This window comes from Sphingomonas leidyi, assembly GCF_011761945.1.
Taxonomy (GTDB): domain Bacteria; phylum Pseudomonadota; class Alphaproteobacteria; order Sphingomonadales; family Sphingomonadaceae; genus Sphingomonas; species Sphingomonas leidyi.
The window spans coordinates 757,997-777,613 of sequence record NZ_JAASQV010000001.1 but is presented as its reverse complement, the minus strand read 5'-3'; the positions used below and the strand labels follow the sequence as shown (position 1 = coordinate 777,613).

At 67.2% G+C, this 19,617-nt stretch carries 17 protein-coding genes and 1 tRNA gene; 8 read left to right on the top strand and 10 right to left on the bottom strand.

The genetic code is table 11. From position 1 onward, the window contains the following. Positions 1 to 7 precede the first annotated feature (7 nt). Positions 8 to 892 carry a DMT family transporter gene (locus tag FHR20_RS03875; RefSeq protein ID WP_167298297.1) on the bottom strand — a complete coding sequence of 295 codons (885 nt, stop codon included), beginning with the start codon at positions 890 to 892 and terminating at the stop codon, positions 8 to 10. A 223-nt stretch (positions 893 to 1,115) separates the two neighbouring features. On the opposite strand from FHR20_RS03875, the gene FHR20_RS03870 reads away from it, so the two are divergent. Further along, positions 1,116 to 1,334: a hypothetical protein gene (locus FHR20_RS03870; protein WP_167298296.1), complete on the top strand. Its 219-nt coding sequence runs from the start codon at positions 1,116 to 1,118 to the stop codon at positions 1,332 to 1,334. Positions 1,335 to 1,423: 89 nt separating this feature from the next. Beyond that, the gene (bla, locus tag FHR20_RS03865) at positions 1,424 to 2,323 is read left to right on the top strand and encodes a subclass B3 metallo-beta-lactamase (protein WP_167298295.1); all 900 of its coding nucleotides are present in this window, start codon (positions 1,424 to 1,426) and stop codon (positions 2,321 to 2,323) included. A gap of 84 nt (positions 2,324 to 2,407) precedes the next feature. On the opposite strand, the gene FHR20_RS03860 is transcribed toward bla, so the two are convergent. From FHR20_RS03860 to lon, 5 genes are all read right to left on the bottom strand, one after another. Beyond that, on the bottom strand, positions 2,408 to 4,480 hold the full coding sequence (locus FHR20_RS03860) for a M13 family metallopeptidase (protein WP_167298294.1): 2,073 nt from the start codon (positions 4,478 to 4,480) through the stop codon (positions 2,408 to 2,410). 91 nt (positions 4,481 to 4,571) lie between these two features. Continuing rightward, positions 4,572 to 4,970, bottom strand: a complete 399-nt coding sequence (locus FHR20_RS03855) for a hypothetical protein (protein WP_167298293.1) — start codon at positions 4,968 to 4,970, stop codon at positions 4,572 to 4,574. A gap of 122 nt (positions 4,971 to 5,092) precedes the next feature. Next, positions 5,093 to 5,167, bottom strand: a tRNA-Val gene (locus FHR20_RS03850). Positions 5,168 to 5,251: 84 nt separating this feature from the next. Then, the gene (locus FHR20_RS03845; protein ID WP_086129015.1) at positions 5,252 to 5,524 is read right to left on the bottom strand and encodes an HU family DNA-binding protein; all 273 of its coding nucleotides are present in this window, start codon (positions 5,522 to 5,524) and stop codon (positions 5,252 to 5,254) included. 169 nt (positions 5,525 to 5,693) lie between these two features. After that, positions 5,694 to 8,090: an endopeptidase La gene (lon, locus tag FHR20_RS03840; RefSeq protein ID WP_167298292.1), complete on the bottom strand. Its 2,397-nt coding sequence runs from the start codon at positions 8,088 to 8,090 to the stop codon at positions 5,694 to 5,696. 219 nt (positions 8,091 to 8,309) lie between these two features. Here lon and FHR20_RS03835 point away from each other — a divergent pair, with 219 nt between their 5' ends. The 3 genes from FHR20_RS03835 to FHR20_RS03825 are packed head-to-tail and all read left to right on the top strand — an operon-like array spanning position 8,310 to position 12,374. Then, entirely contained in the window at positions 8,310 to 10,043 is a 1,734-nt protein-coding gene (locus FHR20_RS03835) for a M1 family metallopeptidase (protein WP_167298291.1), read from the top strand. A gap of 10 nt (positions 10,044 to 10,053) precedes the next feature. Then, positions 10,054 to 11,766, top strand: coding sequence for a M1 family metallopeptidase (locus FHR20_RS03830; protein ID WP_167298290.1), 1,713 nt, complete (start codon positions 10,054 to 10,056; stop codon positions 11,764 to 11,766). Positions 11,767 to 11,768: 2 nt separating this feature from the next. Further along, complete coding sequence (locus FHR20_RS03825) at positions 11,769 to 12,374, top strand: methyltransferase family protein (protein WP_243857113.1); 606 nt, start codon at positions 11,769 to 11,771, stop codon at positions 12,372 to 12,374. Between the two features lie 98 nt (positions 12,375 to 12,472). On the opposite strand, the gene FHR20_RS03820 is transcribed toward FHR20_RS03825, so the two are convergent. Continuing rightward, complete coding sequence (locus FHR20_RS03820; RefSeq protein WP_167298289.1) at positions 12,473 to 13,096, bottom strand: hypothetical protein; 624 nt, start codon at positions 13,094 to 13,096, stop codon at positions 12,473 to 12,475. 135 nt (positions 13,097 to 13,231) lie between these two features. Here FHR20_RS03820 and FHR20_RS03815 point away from each other — a divergent pair, with 135 nt between their 5' ends. Next, entirely contained in the window at positions 13,232 to 14,689 is a 1,458-nt protein-coding gene (locus FHR20_RS03815; RefSeq protein WP_167298288.1) for an NCS1 family nucleobase:cation symporter-1, read from the top strand. Here the strand turns inward: FHR20_RS03815 and FHR20_RS03810 are convergent. The 3 genes from FHR20_RS03810 to FHR20_RS03800 form a co-directional block, all read right to left on the bottom strand. Then, positions 14,658 to 15,335, bottom strand: a complete 678-nt coding sequence (locus tag FHR20_RS03810; RefSeq protein ID WP_167298287.1) for a hypothetical protein — start codon at positions 15,333 to 15,335, stop codon at positions 14,658 to 14,660. The two genes, FHR20_RS03815 and FHR20_RS03810, sit on opposite strands and share 32 nt — an antisense overlap. 203 nt (positions 15,336 to 15,538) lie before the next feature. Then, a complete protein-coding gene (clpX, locus tag FHR20_RS03805; RefSeq protein ID WP_137864312.1) occupies positions 15,539 to 16,795 on the bottom strand; it encodes an ATP-dependent Clp protease ATP-binding subunit ClpX in 1,257 nt (418 codons plus the stop codon). Between the two features lie 120 nt (positions 16,796 to 16,915). After that, complete coding sequence (locus FHR20_RS03800; protein WP_086129007.1) at positions 16,916 to 17,572, bottom strand: ATP-dependent Clp protease proteolytic subunit; 657 nt, start codon at positions 17,570 to 17,572, stop codon at positions 16,916 to 16,918. A gap of 182 nt (positions 17,573 to 17,754) precedes the next feature. On the opposite strand from FHR20_RS03800, the gene FHR20_RS03795 reads away from it, so the two are divergent. Together FHR20_RS03795 and FHR20_RS03790 are read left to right on the top strand one after the other, a co-directional pair. After that, positions 17,755 to 18,813 carry an SDR family oxidoreductase gene (locus FHR20_RS03795; protein ID WP_341786400.1) on the top strand — a complete coding sequence of 353 codons (1,059 nt, stop codon included), beginning with the start codon at positions 17,755 to 17,757 and terminating at the stop codon, positions 18,811 to 18,813. Positions 18,814 to 18,900: 87 nt separating this feature from the next. Continuing rightward, on the top strand, positions 18,901 to 19,614 hold the full coding sequence (locus tag FHR20_RS03790) for a response regulator transcription factor (protein ID WP_425057373.1): 714 nt from the start codon (positions 18,901 to 18,903) through the stop codon (positions 19,612 to 19,614). Positions 19,615 to 19,617: the final 3 nt, after the last annotated feature.

Sequence of the window (19,617 nt, the reverse complement as noted above, 5' to 3'; positions counted from 1 at the left end):
AGGGCCTTCAGTACATTGCCGTCATCGCCACGCCCGCGGTGATCAGGATCACGCCGAGCCCCTGACGCACGCTCAGCGCCTCGCGAAACAGCCGGTGGCCGGCGGCCGCGGCGATGGGCATCTCGATCACGCCGAGCGCGCGCACCGCGGCGGCCGGCGCCAGATTGAGCGCGAGGAACCAGCCCGAGGAGGCAAGCGCGCCGAACAGGCCGGCGCCCAGCGACCCGCGCCAGCCGGCGACCACCGCGACGAGCGCGGCCCGATCGCGCAGCGCGAGATAGGCCCCCAGCCCCGCCGCCTGCACCGCCTGGACGATCGCGACACAGGCCATCGCCGAGAAGAAGGGGTGATGCGGCTCCAGCCGCAGCCCGGCGTGGCGGAACGCGTTGAGCGCGAAACCGAACAACAGGCCCGAGGCGACGCCGAACGCAATGCCGAGCACCGGATGATGCGCGCCCTCGACTCGCTTCGGCCAGACCAGCACCGCGAGCCCCAGCGTCGTCACCGCCACGCCCGACCAGCCGAGCGCGGAAAGATTGTCGCCGAAGACGAGCAGGCCGACGGTGGCGGCAAGCGGGACCGAGCTTTGCTGTAGCGCAGTGCCCACCGCGAAGCCGGCATGGTGCATCGCAAGCAGCAGCGCGGCGGTGGCGATCACCTGCGCCAATGCCCCGGCGAGCGCCGGCCACCAGAACGCCCAGCCGAACTGGGGGGCGACATGCGGCGTGACCGCCACCGCGATCGCGGTGAAAGCGAGCGAGAAGGGCAGGCCGAACAGGAAACGCACGAGCGTCGCGCCCCAGGGGCCGGTGTTCGACATCATGCCGCGCTGAAGCGCGTTGCGGCCCACCTGAAATGCCGCCGCCGCCACCGTCGCCACCGCCCAGAGCACGCGCCTACTCCACCCGATCCCCTAGATTCGCGCCGCCTTACCCGCTTCCCGCACCCTCGCGAACCGCATTCTCGCCACGGCCGGGATGGCGATGGCGATGGCCTGCAAGCGGGGTCAGGTCTTCAGCCATCAATCCAGCCAATCGTTCTTCAAAAGAAATGATGGCTTGCGGGCACGCTGCCCGACGGATCATTTCGCCGGGTATCGAACCAAGGAGCCCAGGATGAAGCCGATCCATCTCGCCGCGCTCGCCCTGCTCGCCGCAGCGCCCGCGCCGCCGCAGCAGCAGAATCCCGCCGCCGCCGCCACGGTCGCCACTGCCCAAGGCAAGCGCCTGCCCCGCCCGGCCCGCTCGCTTCGTGCCGCCTCGCCCTCTCCCGTCGTCCTCGCAAGGGCCGGGATGGCAATGATCGGGAAATGGCTCCGAGCCTTCATCCATTAATCCAGCTAATGGCTCTTCCGAGAAATGGTGGTTTGCGCGCGCGGTGCCCGGCGGATCATTTCGCCGGGCATCAAACCAAGGAGCCCAGGATGAAGCCGATCCACCTCGCCGCGCTCGCCCTGCTCGCCGCCGCGCCCGCGCCGCAGCAGCAGGACGATCCCCTCACGCGCCCGATCGAACCCCAGGCCGCCGCCAAGTGGATCGGTCCGCAAGCGCCGATCCGGGTTCATGGCAACAGCTATCTGGTCGGCTTCCAGGGGATGAATGTCGGCCTGATCGACACCGGCAAGGGGCTGATCCTGATCGACGGCGCGGTGCCGCAATCGGTCCGTGCGATCGAGGCGAACCTGAAGACGCTCGGCTATCGTATCGAGGACGTGAAGCTGATCCTCAGCACCGAGCCGCATTTCGATCATGCCGGCGGGCTGGCCGCCCTGGCGCGCGACAGCGGCGCCACGATATTGGCGAGCGCCTGGGCCGCGGCATCGCTCAAGCGCGGCATGAGCAGCGCGGACGATCCGCAAGTGGCCTGGCTGGTGCCCTTCCCCGCCGTCTCCCGGGTGCGGGTGGTGCGGGATGGCGAGGCGATCCGGCTGGGCAACGTCACCGTCACCGCGCGCGCCACGCCGGGCCACACGCCGGGAAGCATGAGCTGGACCTGGCGAAGCTGCGAGGGCCGCGCGTGCAGGACGATGGTCTTCGCCGCCAGCCTCAACCCGGTCGCCGCCGACGGCTATCGCTTCACCCGCCATCCCGAAGTGGTCGCGAGCTTCCGCGCCTCTCAGGCCAGGTTCCGCGCCATGCCCTGCGACATCATGTTCAGCGCGCATCCCGACAATTCGGGCGGCGTCGAGAAATATGCGCGCTTCGCCAAGGGCGCGCGGCCGAACCCCTATATCGATCCCGGTGCCTGTCGCGCCTATGCCGCCCGATCGGAGACGGCGCTCGCCAAGCGGCTGGCCGACGAGAAGGCAGGGAAGGCACGCTAGCCGCCCGGTGCGCATGAAGGGGCCCGCCGGTCAGGTGACCAGCGGGCCCTCATGCAATATTCTCTGCGATCCTCGCGGATCACCTCACCAGATGCGCACCCGCTCCGCCGGTGCGACATATTGCTTCTGGTCCGGCCCGATCTTCCACGCCGCATACCAGGCATCGACGTTGCGCAACGGGTTCACCGCGCGGATCTGGCCCGGAGAGTGCGGATCGCTGACCAGCTGCTGACGCAACGCCTCGGTGCGGAACAGCGTGCGCCAGACCTGGCCCCAGCCGAGGAAGAAGCGCTGGTCGCCGGTATAGCCGTCGATCAGCTTCGCCTTCTTGCCGCCCAGCGACTGGTGATAGGCATCGAGCGCGATCAGCACGCCGCCCAGATCGCCGATATTCTCGCCCATCGAGGCGCGGCCGTTGATATGGACGCCGGGGAGCCCGTCGAAGCTGTACGCTTCATATTGCGCGCCGAGCCGCGAGGCCTGCGCCTCGAACTTGGCGGCATCCTCCGCCGTCCACCAGTCGCGCAGCACGCCGTTGCCGTCGGACTTGCGGCCCTGATCGTCGAAACCGTGGCTGATCTCGTGGCCGATCACGCCGCCGATGCCGCCATAGTTCACCGCATCGTCGGCCTGGGGATCGAAGAAGGGCGCCTGCAGGATCGCGGCCGGGAAGACGATCTCGTTCTTCACCGAGTTGTAATAGGCATTCACCGTCTGCGGGGTCATGCCCCATTCGGCCTTGTCGACCGGTCCGCCCAGGCGGTTGCGGCGATAGTCCCATTCGAAGCGGCCGGAACGCTCGGCATTGCCCACCAGATCGCCCGGCTTCACTTCCAGCGCGGAATAGTCGCGCCATTTGTCCGGATAGCCGATCTTGACGGTGAAGCCCTTGAGCTTGGCCTGGGCCTGGGCCTTGGTGGCGGGGCTCATCCAGGCGAGCTTGTCGATCCGCCCGGCGAGCGCGACGCGCAGGTTCGCCACCAGCGTATCCATCTTCGCCTTGGAAGCCGGCGGGAAATAGAGCGCGACATAGTCGCGGCCCACGCCCTCGCCCACGCCGCGCTCGACGAACGCCACGCCGCGCTTCCAGCGCTCGCGCTGTTGGGGCTGGCCGTTGAGGAACTTCGCGCGGAACTCGAACTGCGCATCGACGAAGCGCTTCGAGAGCAGCGGCGCGATATCATCGGTGGTGCGGAAGGCCTGCCAGGCCTTGAGCGTATCGAGATCGGTGTCGGCGAAGATCTTGGCGATCGCCGGGATCGCGGTGTTCTGCGCGACGATCACCCGATCGGCCTTGCCGAGGCCCGCGGCCGCCCAGAACGCGTCCCAGCCGAAGCCCGGCGCCTGTGCCTTGAGCTCGGCGATGCCGGTGGGGTTATAGGTCTTGTCGCGGTCGCGGCTCTGCGCGCGCGTCCAGTGCGCCTTGGCGATCTGGGTCTCCATCGCGACCACCCTGGCTGCCGCCGCATCGGCATCCGCCCAGCCGGCCATGCCGAGCAGCTGCGCGACATATTGCTGATAGCGCGCCACCTGCGGCGCGAACTTGGCGTCGAGATACAGGTCGCGATCGCCCAGGCCCAGGCCCGACTGGCGCAGATAGAGCGCATAGACGTCCGGGTTCTTGGCGTCATCGTTCACGCCCACGCCGAAGAAACTGCTGCCGAAGCCGCCGACCGAGGCGCCCATCAGCCTGGCCAGGTCGTCCTTGCTCGCCGCCGCCTTCACCGGCGCCAGACGCTCGACCAGCGGCTGGGCATCGAGCTTCTCGGCCAGCGCCTCGTCCATGAAACCGGAATAGAGGATCGCCGCCTTCATCCGGTCCGGGTGCGCGGCGTCGGTGGCGCTATAGCCCGAGATCAGGCTGCGCATCCGCACTTCGGAAAGATCGCGCAATACGGCAAAGGCGCCATAGGAGGAGCGGTCGGCGGGGATCGCCGTGCGATCCGTCCAGGCGCCGTTGACGAAGCGATACCAGTCGTCGCCCGGCTTCACGCTCTTGTCCATGCCGGTGAGGTCGAAGCCCCAGGCGCCGTAGCGGGTCGCGCCTGCATCGGCGGTGGCGCCGGCAGCGACGGGTGCCGCGGATTGCTGGCTGAAACCGATCGCAGGTACGGCGAGCACGGCCACGGCCGATGCGAGCAGCAGATATTTCTTCAATGGAGGTCCCCCGATATCGAGACGTTAGGCGCGTCGGGGGATGGTGTGTCACGACACCGGCAGCCGCGCAACATCCTTGCGCGAGCGCATATCATTCGTTCGCCGGCCGATAGCTGACCCGCACGCCGGACACTGTTTCGCGTTTCAGGAAGATGCGCGATCCGGGTGCGTATCGGACCTCGAGATGATCCGCGCGCAGCCATCGGATCTCGGCCCATGGGCCGCCCCAGGCACCCCGCCTCGCTGCGCCGTGATCGGCATCCGCGATGAAGGCATTGCCCCTTCCTGCCGGCGCCTGGCCCCCGGACAGGATCGAGACCTGGGTGGAGAAGCCGGTGGTCGCGCCGCAGTCGCGCTGGAACAGCACCGCGCTCCGGGCGCCGCCGGGCGCATCGATCCTGGAGACGATCCGGTTCCCGCAGTCATCGGAGCAGGCCATCAGCGGCACGAGCGGCACAGCCATCATGACGAAACGGTGAAACACGGACATCCCCCTCCCCGGCCGGAAAGGAAATGGCACGCGCAAATGCAGCCATGATGCAGGCTTCGTCCCCGTTCGGCCGAAGCGAACCAAAAGGCCCGCCGGTCACCGGGACCGACGGGCCTTTGCAATGGTGGGCGCGGTAGGGATTGAACCTACGACCCCACCCGTGTGAAGGGTGTGCTCTACCACTGAGCTACGCGCCCATTGGCCGTTCGGCCAAAATGGGAAGCGGGCCTTTAGGCGGCGCAGCCCCTGCTGTCCAGCCCCAAAGACCCATTAGATACGGCTTAGTTCACCGCATCCTTCAGGCCTTTGCCTGCCTTGAACTTCGGCTGGTTCGACGCCTTGATGGTCATCGGTTCGCGGGTGCGCGGGTTGCGGCCCGTCGACGCCTTGCGCTTGCTGACCGAGAAGGTGCCGAAGCCGACCAGGCGAACTTCGTCGCCCTTCTTGAGCGCGGCCTGGATGGCATCGAACACGGCCTCCACGGCCTTGCTCGCATCGCCCTTGCCCAGCCCGGAGGTGTCGGCGACCTGACCGATCAGCTCTTGCTTGTTCATTTCGTGATTTTCCCCCTCATGAATACGCAGAAATGCGCGAGTCGCGGCGGCGGGCCGAGCGATCACGTCAGCACGCCCCCGCCCGCGCTGTCAAAACGATTCAGCCCGCTTTTCCCTCGAAATGACGAAAAGGTTACGATGACTGGCGCGTTAAGGATGGTGCCGCCCATCAATGATGGACGGCATCTCCCCTGCCCGTGCTGCCGGCGGGAGGCTGGGTTGCCAGCTCGTCGGCCTCGCTCCAGTCGATCGGCGTAAGCGCCTCGGTCAGCGCCAGGCGCAGCACTTCGTCGACATGCTTGACCGGCACGATCTCGAGCCCGTCGCGAATGTTCTGGGGAATCTCGGCGAGGTCCTTCTGGTTCTCCTCCGGGATCAGCACCGTCTTGATGCCGCCGCGCAGCGCCGCGAGCAGCTTCTCCTTGAGCCCGCCGATCGGCAGCACGCGTCCGCGAAGGGTCACTTCGCCGGTCATCGCGATGTCGCGCCGCACCGGCACGCCGGTCATCGTCGAGACGATCGCCGTCACCAGGCCGATGCCCGCCGACGGGCCGTCCTTGGGCACCGCGCCCTCGGGCAAGTGGACATGGATGTCCTTGCGCCCGAACAGGCTGGGCTTGATCCCATAGGCGGGGCTGCGCGCCCTGACGAAGCTGAACGCGGCCTCGACCGATTCCTTCATCACGTCGCCCAGCTTGCCGGTCGTCTTGATCATGCCCTTGCCGGGCACGGTGACGCTCTCGATGGTCAGCAGCTCGCCGCCCACCTCGGTCCAGGCCAGGCCGGTGACCGCACCGATCTGGTTCTCCTCCTCGCCAAGCTCGTGGCGATATTTGGGCACGCCGGCGAACTCGGAGAGATTGTCCGGCGTGATCGTCACGCTCTCGGCCTTGCCCTCCAGGATCTTGCGCAGCGCCTTGCGGGCAAGCTTGGCGATCTCGCGCTCGAGCGTGCGCACGCCCGCCTCGCGCGTGTATTTCTGGATCAGCGCGCGCAGGCCCTCGGGCGCGAGGGTGAATTCGCCTTCCTTCAGGCCGTGCGCCTCGATCTGCTTCTCGATCAGGTGGCGCTCGGCGATCTCGACCTTCTCGTCCTCGGTATAGCCTTCGAGCCGGATGATCTCCATGCGGTCGAGCAGCGGCTGCGGCAGGTTCAGCGAGTTCGCGGTGCACACGAACATCACGTCCGAGAGATCGATGTCGATCTCCAGATAATGGTCGTTGAACTTGTTGTTCTGCTCCGGATCCAACACCTCGAGCAGCGCCGAGGCGGGGTCGCCGCGGAAATCCTGGCCGAGCTTGTCGATCTCGTCGAGCAGGAACAGCGGGTTCGAGGTGCCGGCCTTTTTCAGGTTCGACACGATCTTGCCCGGCAGCGAGCCGATATAGGTGCGGCGATGGCCGCGGATCTCGGCCTCGTCGCGCACGCCGCCCAGCGACTGGCGGATGAACTCGCGCCCCGTCGCCTTGGCGATGCTCTTGCCCAGCGAGGTCTTGCCCACGCCCGGCGGGCCGACCAGGCACAGGATCGGCCCCTTCAGCTTGTTGGTGCGCGCCTGGACCGCAAGATATTCGACGATCCGGTCCTTGACCTTCTCGAGCGCGTAATGGTCCTCGTCGAGCACGTTCTGCGCCTCGGCGATGTCCTTCTTCAGCTTCGACTTCTTGCCCCAGGGCAGGCCCAGCAGCACGTCGAGATAGTTGCGCACCACCGTCGCCTCGGCGCTCATCGGCGCCATGGTCTTGAGCTTCTTGAGCTCGCCCTGGGCCTTGGCGCGCGCTTCCTTGCTGAGCTTCAGCGTGGCGATCTTCTGGGTCAGCTCGGCGACTTCGTCGCCATCGCCTTCCTCGCCCTCATTGCCCAGCTCGCGCTGGATCGCCTTGAGCTGCTCGTTCAGATAATATTCGCGCTGCGTCTTCTCCATCTGGCGCTTCACGCGGCTGCGGATCTTCTTCTCGACCTGCAGCACGCCCAGTTCGCCCTCCATGAAGGCGAACACCATCTCGAGGCGCTTCATCGGATTGGTCTCGACGAGCAGCGACTGCTTCTCGGCGACCTTGACCGCAATGTTGGCGGCAACCGCGTCGGCAAGGCGCGAGGCGTCCTCCAGCTCGGCGAGCTGCACCGCGGTCTCCGCCGGCAGCTTGCGGTTGAGCTTGGCGTAATTCTCGAACTGGTCGACCACCGAGCGCATCAGCGCCTGGATCTCGGCACCTTCGGCGGCATCGTCCTCGACCGGCGCGACGTTCGCCGTCAGATAGGCGCCGCCCTCCTCCATCGAGACGAGCACGCCGCGCTCCTTGCCGGCGACGAGCACGCGCACGGTGCCGTCGGGCAGCTTGAGCAGCTGGAGAACCTCGGCGGAGACGCCGGTATCGTACAGATCCTCGCGGCCCGGATCGTCCTCGGCCGGATCGAGCTGGGCGACGAGGAAGATCTCCTTGTCGTCGGCCATTGCTGCCTCGAGCGCAGCGACCGACTTGTCGCGGCCCACGAACAGCGGCACGATCATGTGCGGGAAGACGACGATGTCCCGGAGGGGAAGAACGGGGTAGGAATGCTTCATGGATACTCCTGAGCCCGCACAGGGCTCCTCAGCACCATTATATGGGGGCCGGGCTGCCTGCATCAATCGCCGAACGCGGTTAGGTTGTGGAGTGTTGCTTCCCAATGCGGCACGGACAAGGGTTTTTGCGACCGCATCGGTCCGCCGCGCCACGGATTTCCCTTGCCGCCGCGCTCCAGGGCCAGTTCAATTCCGCATCGCGCCCGGCGCGCTCACCGCATGAAGGAGGCCCGCATCCGCACGTCCCCGTTCCTCGCCGCTTCGGCCCTGGCCCTCGCCACGGCTCCCGCCGCCGCGCAGACGATCAAGCCGGGCGAACCGCCGCTGACCGCGCAGACGAGCAGCTCGGGCGGCCCGCTCGATCCGGTGCAGAAGCTGGTGCGCTTCCAGAGCGCCGACCTCAGGATCGAAGTGCTGCCCGACAGCCAGTCGATCAAGGGCGTGGGCACGCTGCGCTTCGCCGCCACCGCGCCGATCCGGACGCTGGTGATCGACCTCGATCGCAACCTGCCGGTCAGCGCGATCGCGATCGACGGCAGGCCGCTCCGGTCCGGAGCCTGGAGCAATCCCGAGGGCCGGATGACCATCCAGCTCGGCAAGACGGTGCGCGCCGGCGGCACGGTGACCGCGGCGATCACCTATGGCGGCACGCCGCACGTCGCGGTGCGGGCGCCCTGGGACGGCGGATTCGTCTGGACGAAGACGCCGCAGGGCCAGCCCTGGGTGGCAACCGCGGTGCAGATGGAGGGCTGCGACCTGTTCTGGCCGTGCATCGACTATCCCACCTACGAACCCGATTTCATCGACCTGCACATCACCGTGCCCAAGGGGTTGAAGGCGATCTCCAACGGCGTGCTCAAGGGCACCGACACGCTGGCCGACGGCCGCTCGACCTGGAACTGGCACGTCACCAACCCGACGCTCTACGGCATCGCGCTCAATGTCGGACCCTATGAGGTGATCTCGGGCGACTATAAGAGCCGCTTCGGCAACACGATCCCGATGTTCTATTGGTACCTGCCCGGCGAGGAACGGCAGGCGAAGGGCCTGTTCGCGGAATTCGCCCCGACGCTCGACTTCTTCGAGACCATGATCGGCCCCTATCCCTTTGGCGACCAGAAGCTCGGCGTGGTCGAGACGCCGCACAAGGGCATGGAGCACATGACGGTCAACGCCTATGGCAACAAATACGCCAAGACCCCCTGGGGCTATGACGACCTGTTCCAGCACGAATTCGCCCATGAATGGTTCGCCAACCAGCTGACCGCGGGCAACTGGGACGATTTCTGGCTGCACGAGGGCACCGGCACCTATATGCAGCCGCTCTATGCCGAATGGCGAGGCGGCAAGGGCGATTATACCGCGATGCTGCTCCAGGAGCGCATCGGCATCCGCGCCAGGTCGGCCATCGTCAGCGGCAAGCCGCAATCGGCCGAGGACGTCTATGAGGACAGGAACGGGCGCGGCGGCGACATCTACACCAAGGGCAGCTGGACGCTGCACACGCTGCGCAACCTGATCGGCGACAAGGCCTTTTTCGACGGGCTGCGCCTGGCGATATATGGCCGCACCGATCCCAGGCCCGGCAATTTCAAACCGCTCTACCGGAGCACGCCCGAGTTCATCGCCTTCATGGAGCAGACTTCGGGCCGCAAGCTGCAATGGTTCTTCGATGTCTATCTGTACGAGGCGGCGCTGCCCGAACTGCTGACCGAGCAGACGGGCGATCGGCTGACGCTCAGGTGGAAGGCGCCCGGAGACAGGCCCTTTCCGATGCCGGTGGAAGTGCAGCTGGGCGACAGGCTGGTCACGCTGGCGATGCGCGACGGCAGCGACACGATCGACCTGCCGGCGGGTGCGCATTACGTCGTCGATCCCTGGTCGAAGATCCTGAAGCGCTCCGCCGATATCGACGCGTTCCAGGCGTGGCGCGCGGCCCAGACATCGCGCTAGGGAGGTTCCGATGCACCAATATCTCCTCGCAGCCTCCGCCCTCGCTCTTTCGGCCACCACCGCCCAGGCCCAGGTCAAGCCCGGCGAGCCGCCGCTCACGCCCACGACGCAGGAATCGGGCGGCCCGATCAGCCCCGAGCGCGCCGCGCTGCACCTCGACCATGCCGACCTCGCCATCGAAGTGTTCCCGGCGACGCAGCGCATCGCCGCCATCGCGACGCTGACCATCACCAGCGCGATCGCGCAGAAGGCGCTCCAGATCGATCTCGACCGCAACCTGCCGGTCACTGCGATCAGCGTCGACGGCAAGGCGCTGGCACCGGTCGACTGGTCGAACCCCGAGGGCCGGCTGACGGTCGCCCTGCCCCGCCCGCTCGCGGCCGGCGGCAAGGCGGTGGTGACGATCAGCTATGGCGGCACGCCGCACGTCGCGGTCCGCCCGCCCTGGGACGACGGCATGGTCTGGGCCAGGACGCCGGGGCCCGATCGCCAGCCCTGGATCGCCAGCACTGCCGAAGGCTATGGCTGCGACCTGTTCTGGCCCTGTCTCGACTTCCCCAGGGGCGAGCCCGACATGGTCGACCTGCACGTCACGGTGCCCAAGGACCTGAAGGTCGCGGGCAACGGCAAGCTGGTCGGCACCGACACGCTGCCCGACGGCCGCTCGACCTGGCATTGGCGTGCACGCAGCCCCAATCCCTATTCGGTGACGCTGCAAATCGCCCCCTACAAGCTGATCCAGGCCGACTATAAAAGCCGCTTCGGCAACGTGATCCCGATGGAATATTGGTACATTCCGGGCCGCGACGAGAAGGCGCGGACGCTGTTCGCCGAATTCGCCCCCGCGCTCGATTTCTACGAGCGGGTGATCGGACCCTATCCCTGGAGCGACGAGAAGATGGGCGTGGCCGAGACCCCGCATCTCGGCATGGAGCACCAGACGATCAACGCCTATGGCAACAACTACAAGCAATATCCCTCGGGCTTCGACGAGATCTTCCAGCATGAGCTGGGCCATGAATGGTTCGGCAACCAGATGTCCGCCAGCAATTGGGACGATTACTGGCTGCACGAGGGCTTCGCGCAGTACATGCAGCCGCTCTACGGCCGCTGGCGCGAGGGCGACGCGCGCTATGCGGTGATGATGGACGAGTTCCGCCTCCAGATCACCAACCATGCGCCGATCGTCTCCGGCAAGATCCGCACCGAGGAGCAGGTGTATGAGGAGGAGAAGGGCGGCCCGGGCCAGGACATCTACGTCAAGGGCGCCTGGATCCTCCACACGCTGCGCAACCTGATCGGCGACGACAGGTTCTTCGATGCGACGCGCCGGCTGGTCTATGGTCGCCCCGATCCCAGGCCGGGCAATTTCACCCCGCGCTTCGCCACCACGCCGGATTTCATCAAGATCGTGAACGAGGTGACCGGCCGCGACATGCAATGGTTCTTCGACGTCTATCTCTACCAGGCACCGCTGCCGGAACTGGTCGAGGCGCGCCAGGGCGACACGCTGACGCTGCGCTGGAAGGTGGCGAACGACAAGCCGTTCCCGCTGCCGGTGGAAGTCTCGGTCGACGGCAAGGTGCGCTTGGTCGAGATGCCGGGCGGCATCGCAACGGTGAACGTGCCCGCCGACGCGCATGTCGTCGTCGATCCGAACGCGCGGGTTCTCAAATATTCGGCTGCCGTCGAGGCCTATCAGGCCAATGCCTATCGGAGGTGATCATGATCGCACTCGTCCATCCCGAACCCACCAGCGTCTATGCGGTCGCCGCGCTTTGCGGCAGCATGATCGTCTGGGTCGCGGTGCTGCTCGCCGCCAAGGCCAGGCGCGGCACGGCAGGTACCGAAGTGACCAGCAAGCGCGATTCGGGCTCGATGATCGGCGTCGCCGTGCAGGCGCTCGGGTTCCTTGCGGTGGGATTCGGCCCGCTCGAGATGGTCGTGGGAGCACCGGACCCAGCCGCGATCGGCCAGCTTGCCGCCGTCCTGGTGCTGATGGCCGGGGTGATCGGGCTGTTCGTCGCCTCTTCGCGCGCCATGGGGCGAAACTGGGCGATCGTCGCGCGCACGCGCGAAGACCATCAGCTCGTCACCTGGGGCCCCTTCGCGGTGGTCCGCAATCCCATCTATGTCGCGCTGTTCGTCTGGATACTCGTGATGGCGCTGGCGCTCGGCCATTGGCGCGGACTGATCCTGGGGGTGCCGCTCTACTGGGTCGGCACCTGGATGCGCGTGCGCCGCGAAGAGAGGCTCCTCCGCGCGCAGTTCGGCACCGCCTATGACGCCTATGCCGCGCGCGTGAAGCGCTTCGTGCCGGGGCTGATCTAGGGTCGAGCCGCAATCGGCAAGCCCCGTCCTCCCCGCGCAGGCAGGGAAGACGAACGCCCCTGGAGCAGGTGCCGGGGGACTGCCCCCGGCACGCAGCCCTATTCCTCCTCGATCACCGCGCCGTCCGGCCGCAGCACCTTGGCGAGCACGAAGGCGAAACCGATCTGCCAGGGCGTGTAGATCTTGAGCAGCTGGACCCAGTTGCCCGGGAAGGTCTCGCTGGTCGAACCGGTCGTTATGTAGAGATAGACGACCAGCGCGCCGAGGCCCGCCAGCATCGCCGTGCCGAACACGGCGAAGATCACCGGCGCGATCCCGCGACGGCCAAGCCCACTGCCCAGAACGAACAGCAGGGCGAGGCCCGCTCCCACGCCGCCGCCGATCAGGCCGAACCGCATCGGATCCGTGGAGGCATTGACCTGGTTCGCCAGCTGGGCGCCCGCCCAGTGCGCAAAGGTGAGGCCGACGATCAGCACGGCGACCTTCATCGCCAGCTTGTGGCCCCGCCCGGCCCAGACCAGAGGCAAGGTAAGCAGAGGCGTAAGCCACACGGCCGCGTTGGCGACATTCGCCAGGGTCAGCACGCACAACCCGGCGATGAAGAACAGGTGGCCGAGGATAAGCCACTTGAATGCCGTGCCCGCGGCGGAATCGAGGGCAAGATTGAACGACGAATGATACTCGCGGGGATCTTCATCCGCGAGGATAGCAGCATCAGACATAGGAACACTCCTCTATCCGGCCAATACACCTAGGGTGCGCCTCATCTTGAGTCGCGTCAACACAAAGTCGGCCTTGCGGCGCCGCCGGCTTCGCGCGACATTCCAATCCGTTGGGCCGGCATCTTGGGGGGAAGCATGGCGGACGAAGCGCTCTGGAACACCGACCTCGCGCCGACCGGGCCCGGGCAGCGCAGCTGGGCATGGTATCATTATACCGCGCTGTGGAGCGGCATGATCGTCGCGGTGCCGGCCTGGATGCTCGCCGCGGGGCTGGTCGAACAGGGCATGTCCGCCGGCCAGGCGGCGTTCACCGTGCTGCTGGGCAACGGCATCGTCCTCGTGCCGATGCTGCTGATCGGCCATGCCGGCGCCCGGCACGGCATTCCCTATGCGGTGCTGGTGCGCGCTTCGTTCGGCACCGCGGGCGCGCGGCTGCCCGCCCTGGCCCGGGCGCTGGTGGCCTGCGGCTGGTACGGCATCCAGACCTGGATCGGCGGCGAGGCACTGCTCACCCTGTTCGGCGTGCTGGTCCGCGCCGACCTGCGCGGCGCCCCGCTCCCGATGCTCGACATCGGGAGCGGGCAGCTGGTCGCCTTCCTCCTCTTCTGGTCGCTCCAGCTCTTCTTCGTGCGCAAGGGGCTGCTTACCATTCGCCGGCTGGAGACCTGGACCGCGCCGGCGAAGATCCTGGTCTGCATCGCGCTGGTCTGGTGGGCGGTGGAGGCGGCAGGCGGGCTCGGCCCCATCTTCCACGCGCCCTCCGCCTTCGTGCCGGGCGGCCCGAAGGCCGGGCAGTTCTGGGCCGTGTTCTGGCCCGCGCTCACCGCGATGATCGGCTATTGGGCGACGCTCGCGCTCAACATTCCCGACTTCACGCGCTTCGCCCGTTCGCAGCGCGACCAGCTGATCGGCCAGTCCCTCGGCCTGCCCCCGATGATGGGGCTGATCGCGCTCGCCAGCGTGATCACCACCAGCGCCACGGTCGTGATCTATGGCGAGGCGATCTGGGACCCGGTCGCGCTTTCCGGCCGGTTCGAGGGGCCGCTGGTGCTGCTCGGGCTGATCGTGATCAGCGTCGACACCATCTCGTGCAACATCGCCGCGAACCTCGTTTCCGCTTCCTATGATTTCTCCTCGCTGTGGCCGGCGCGGATCAGCTACCGGACCGGCGGCATGATCACCGCGGCGATCGCGATCCTGATGATGCCGTGGAAGCTGCTCGCCTCCACCGGCGGCTATATCTTCGTCTGGCTTGCCGGCTATTCGGCGCTGCTCGGGCCGATCGCCGGCATCCTGATCGCCGATTACTGGCTGATCCGCCGCACGCGGCTGCAGGTCGACGACCTCTATCGCGCGGACGGCGCCTATGCCTATCGCCGCGGCTGGAACCCGGCGGCGCTGATCGCCTTCGCGGCCGGCGTGCTGCCCAACCTGCCCGGCTTCCTCGCCACCGCCGCGCCCGGTGCCTTCGCCGCCGGGCCCGTATGGATGGCGATCTATACCTGGGCCTGGTTCGTCGGCCTGGCCGTTGCGCTGCTGGTCTATCTCGCGCTGATGCGGCTCAGCCCGCGGGTCGCCGCCCGAGCCGCATGAGCCAGGCCAGGAAGAACGCCAGGCACGCCTGCCAGGGCAAGTGCACGCACTCCAGCCAGAAGACGAAGCCCGCCGATTTCAACTGGTAGCCATGGGCGCCGGTGAGCAGCAGCCCCTGCGCCATGCCGAGCGCGCCGAGCAGGGTGAGCGCGGCGATGCCGAGCAGGATGATCGCGCGACTGCCCGCGTGGAAAGGCGCCAGGCGCAGCGGCACCAGCAGCATCAGCGCCAGCGCCCCGCCCGCGAAACCGCCCACCGCGCCGGTGCCCAGATCCTGGACATAGGCCTGGGGATCGGGCTCGAGCGCAAAGCTGATCGAGGCGTGCCGCCAGGCGAGATAATTGGCCGCGACATGGACGAAGGTGAGCACCGCGGTGAAATAGAATAGCCGGCGCGCCCATCCGCGCTGCCGCGCGCTGGCGAAGAGATAGGGCATGCCGAACAGCGGCGTGAGGTACAGGCTGGGGCCGATCACCGGCGCCAGCACGACCTTCGGATCGGGATGAAGCAGGATCGCAAGCGCCAGCGCCACCGCATAGACGACCGCGCCGACCAGCAGCCAGATAAGGGCGTGCCGGAAACGGACATGCCGGCGGCGCGCCTGCGCGGCGGCGAGTCTGTCCGTTCTGCTCCTTGCCCCCCGCATCGGGGAATGATGGCAGAGCATCCCTTGCGCGTCATCCCCGCCAAGGCGAGGTCCGGAGCGGCAGGGGGTTCGCCTTCATGCCGCTGGATCCCCGGCTTCGCGGGAATGACGATTGCTGGCTCGAGGGTGCCGAAAAGCAGAAGGCCCTCCCCGCGCTCGCGGAAAGGGCCTCCTGAAATCCAGCCGGAGCCGGCGCGCTGCGCTCAGCCCGCCTTTTCCTTCTTGGCATAGACGCGCACCGGCTCCTTGGTGCCGCCGACCACGTCCTTGTCGACCACGACTTCGTCCACCCCGTCCATCGAAGGCAGGTCGAACATCGTGTCGAGCAGGATGCCCTCCAGGATCGAGCGGAGGCCGCGCGCGCCGGTCTTGCGCTCGATGGCCTTCTTCGAAACGGCGGTGAGCGCGTCGTCGTTGAAGCCCAGCTTCACGCCCTCCATGTCGAACAGCTTCTGATACTGCTTGACCAGCGCGTTCTTCGGCTCGGTGAGGATCTTGATCAGCGCCTCGACGTCGAGGTCCTCGAGCGTCGCGATCACCGGCAGGCGGCCGACGAACTCGGGGATCAGGCCGAACTTGAGGAGATCCTCCGGCTCGACCTGCTTGAGCATCTCGCCGGTGCGGCGCTCGTCCGGTGCGGCGACATGCGCGCCGAAGCCGATCGACTTGCCCTGCAGGCGATCGCCGATGATCTTCTCCAGCCCCGAAAAGGCGCCGCCGCAGATGAACAGGATGTTGGTGGTGTCCACCTGCAGGAATTCCTGCTGCGGATGCTTGCGCCCGCCCTGCGGCGGAACGCTCGCCGTGGTGCCTTCCATCAGCTTGAGCAGCGCCTGCTGCACGCCCTCGCCCGACACGTCGCGCGTGATCGACGGGTTCTCGGCCTTGCGGCTGATCTTGTCGATCTCGTCGATATAGACGATGCCGCGCTGCGCCCGCTCGACATTATAGTCGGAGGCCTGGAGCAGTTTGAGGATGATGTTCTCCACGTCCTCGCCGACATAGCCGGCTTCGGTGAGGGTGGTGGCGTCCGCCATGGTGAACGGCACGTCGAGGATGCGCGCCAGCGTCTGCGCCAGCAGCGTCTTGCCGCAGCCAGTGGGGCCGACGAGCAGGATGTTCGACTTCGAAAGCTCGACGTCCGCGCCCTTGGCGCCGTGGTTCAGCCGCTTGTAGTGGTTGTGCACCGCCACCGAGAGCACGCGCTTGGCGCGCTTCTGGCCGATCACATAATCGTCGAGGACGTCGCAGATCTCCTGCGGCGTCGGGACCCCGCCGTCCTTCTTGCTGACGAGCGCGGACTTGGTCTCTTCGCGAATGATGTCGTTGCAGAGCTCCACGCACTCGTCGCAGATGAACACGGTCGGGCCCGCGATGAGCTTGCGCACTTCGTGCTGCGACTTGCCGCAGAACGAACAATAGAGCGTGCTCTTCGAGTCACCGCCGCTGAGCTTGGTCATTCAATCCATCCTTGGTGCGCCGCGCGCACGTTACGCCACCCGCCATCCTACACGCGGGAGATTATCCGGCAAACCCGGAATCTGGCTATTACGCCAGACTCCTTAAACAGCTCCTGACGATCAGGCGGCCGCAGCCTCGCCGTCGGTCGGCATCGGCCGCTTCTCGTACACTTCGTCGACCAGGCCGAATTCCTTGGCCTCGTTCGCCTCCAGGAAGGTGTCGCGGTCCATCGCGCGCTCGATCTTGTCGAGCGGCTGGCCGGTGTACTTCACGTAGAGATCGTTCATCCGCGCACGAATCCGCAGGATCTCCTTGGCCTGGATCTCGATGTCCGAGGCCATGCCCTGGGCGCCGCCCGAAGGCTGGTGGATCATGATCCGGGCATTGGTGAGCGCCACGCGCAGGCCCGGCTCGCCCGAAGCGAGCAGGAAGCTGCCCATCGACGCCGCCTGGCCGATGCAGACCGTGCCGACGCGCGGGCGGATATACTGCATGGTATCGTGGATCGCCATGCCGGCGGTCACCACGCCACCCGGCGAGTTGATGTACATCCAGATGTCCTTCTTCGGGTTCTCGGACTCGAGGAAGAGCAACTGGGCGGTGATCAGCGAGGCCATATGGTCCTCGACAGGGCCGGTCACGAAAACGATGCGCTCGCGCAGCAGGCGCGAATAGATGTCGAAGCTGCGCTCGCCGCGGCTCGACTGCTCGATGACGATGGGGACGAGACCGCCGGTGACGGGGTCAATGGTCATCTGACCGGAAAGCGGATGCATGGGTGAAAATCTCGTTATGTCTGTTTGCCCGACCCAACATCGGCGCTTGGCGAGCGGAGTTCAAGCCTTGGTTATGGTTAGTCGCGACAAGGGCTTTCACGGAGGGCCGCCGCCCGGGAACGCGCGGATGGCCGGCCAGGGCTGCACGCCCTCCACGCCCGCGCTGCCTTGAAGGCGCAACGGTGCTGCCCCATGATGGCATCATGACGACGCACAAGGTCCTGGTCACCGGCGGCTCCGGCTTCGTGGGCAGCCATGTCATCCTCCAGTTGCTGGCGGCGGGGCACGATGTCCGCACCACGGTCCGCAGCCTCGCGCGCGAGCCACAGGTCCGCGCGACGCTCGAGCGGGCCGGCGCCGATACGCGCCGCCTGAGCTTCGTCGCCGCGGATCTGGAAAGGGACGAAGGCTGGGCCGAGGCCGTGGCCGGCTGCGACTATGTCCAGCACGTCGCCTCCCCCTTCCCGCAGAGCCAGCCCGCCGACGAACAGGAACTGATCCGCCCGGCCGTGGACGGCACGCTCCGGGTGCTGCGGGCGGCGCGCGACGCGGGCGTGAAGCGCGTGGTGCTCACTTCCAGCTTCGCCGCGATCGGCTATGGCCATGGCCAGCGCCACAGCGACTATACCGAGGCCGACTGGACCGATGTGAACGGCCCCGCCGTCCAGCCCTATATGAAGTCCAAGACCCTCGCCGAGCGCGCGGCATGGGACTTCATCGCGGCCGAGGGCAACGGCCTCGAGCTGGCGGTGGTCAATCCCGTCGGCATCTTCGGCCCGGCGCTCAACGACGATCTTTCCACTTCGATCTGGCTGGTGAAGTCGATGATCGAGGGCAGGATGCCCGGCCTGCCCGACCTGTGGTTCGGCGTGGTCGACGTGCGCGACGTGGCCAGCCTGCAGATCGAGACGATGACGCATGCCGGCGCGGCGGGCGAGCGATTCCTCGCCGTGGCGGGCAAGGCAGTCTCGATTCCCGAAATGGCCGATATCCTGCGCGCCGATCTGGGCGACGCGGCCGGCAACATCACGCGCCGCCGCATCCCGAGCTGGCTGGTGCGGATCCTCGCCCTCTTCAATCCGATGGCGCGCGAGGCGGCGCCGCGGCTCGGCATCCGGGCCAATGCCAGCAACGTCAAGGCACGCAAGCTGCTCGACTGGCAGCCCCGCGGCAATGCGGAGGCGATCCTCGCCACTGCGCACAGCCTGATCGCGCTGGGATTGGTGGAGACCCGGGCCTGAGCGCTCCGGGCCCGAACGCTCGCGGCCCCATTGTTTCGGATCGACCTTTGCCTGCCTTCCCCTTACAGGGGCACGAACCTTGCCTGGATGCGAACCTTGGCCAGCCAATCGATGTCCGACGACCCCGTGCGCCTCCTCCTCGTCGAAGATGACGAACCGCTGCGCCGCCTGCTGGGCGACCAGCTGAGCGAACGGGGCTATGCCGTCCAGGCGGTTGCCGATGGGCGCGCGGCGATCGCGGCGATCGGCGACGATCCGTTCGACATCGTGATCCTCGATCGGATGCTTCCCTTCGTCGACGGAGTCGACGTGCTGCGCTGGCTGCGCGAGCAGGAAGTGCTGACGCCGGTGATCCTGCTGACCGCGCTGGGCCGCCTCCCCGAGCGGGTGGAAGGGCTGGAGGCCGGCGCCGACGACTATGTCGTCAAGCCGTTCGAGACCGACGAGCTCCACGCCCGCATCCGCGCCCTGCTCCGCCGCCGCCAGGCCAATGGCACCGATAGCGCGACGGTGACGGCGGGTGACGTCACGGTGAGCGTCGCGCGGCACCGGGTCACGCGCGCGGGCCAGCCGATCGAGCTGCACAAGACAGAGATCAAGCTGCTCGCCGAGCTCGTCCGCGAGGCGGGCACGGTGCTCACCCGGCCGCTGCTGCTCGAGCGCGTCTGGGGCTATGATTTCGTTCCCACCACCAACATCGTCGACGCCTATATCCGGCGCCTGCGCCAGCGGCTCGAGCTGCCCGGCCTGCCCGATCCGATCGTGACCGTGCGCGGAGTCGGCTACATGTTCCGCGCCTGAGCC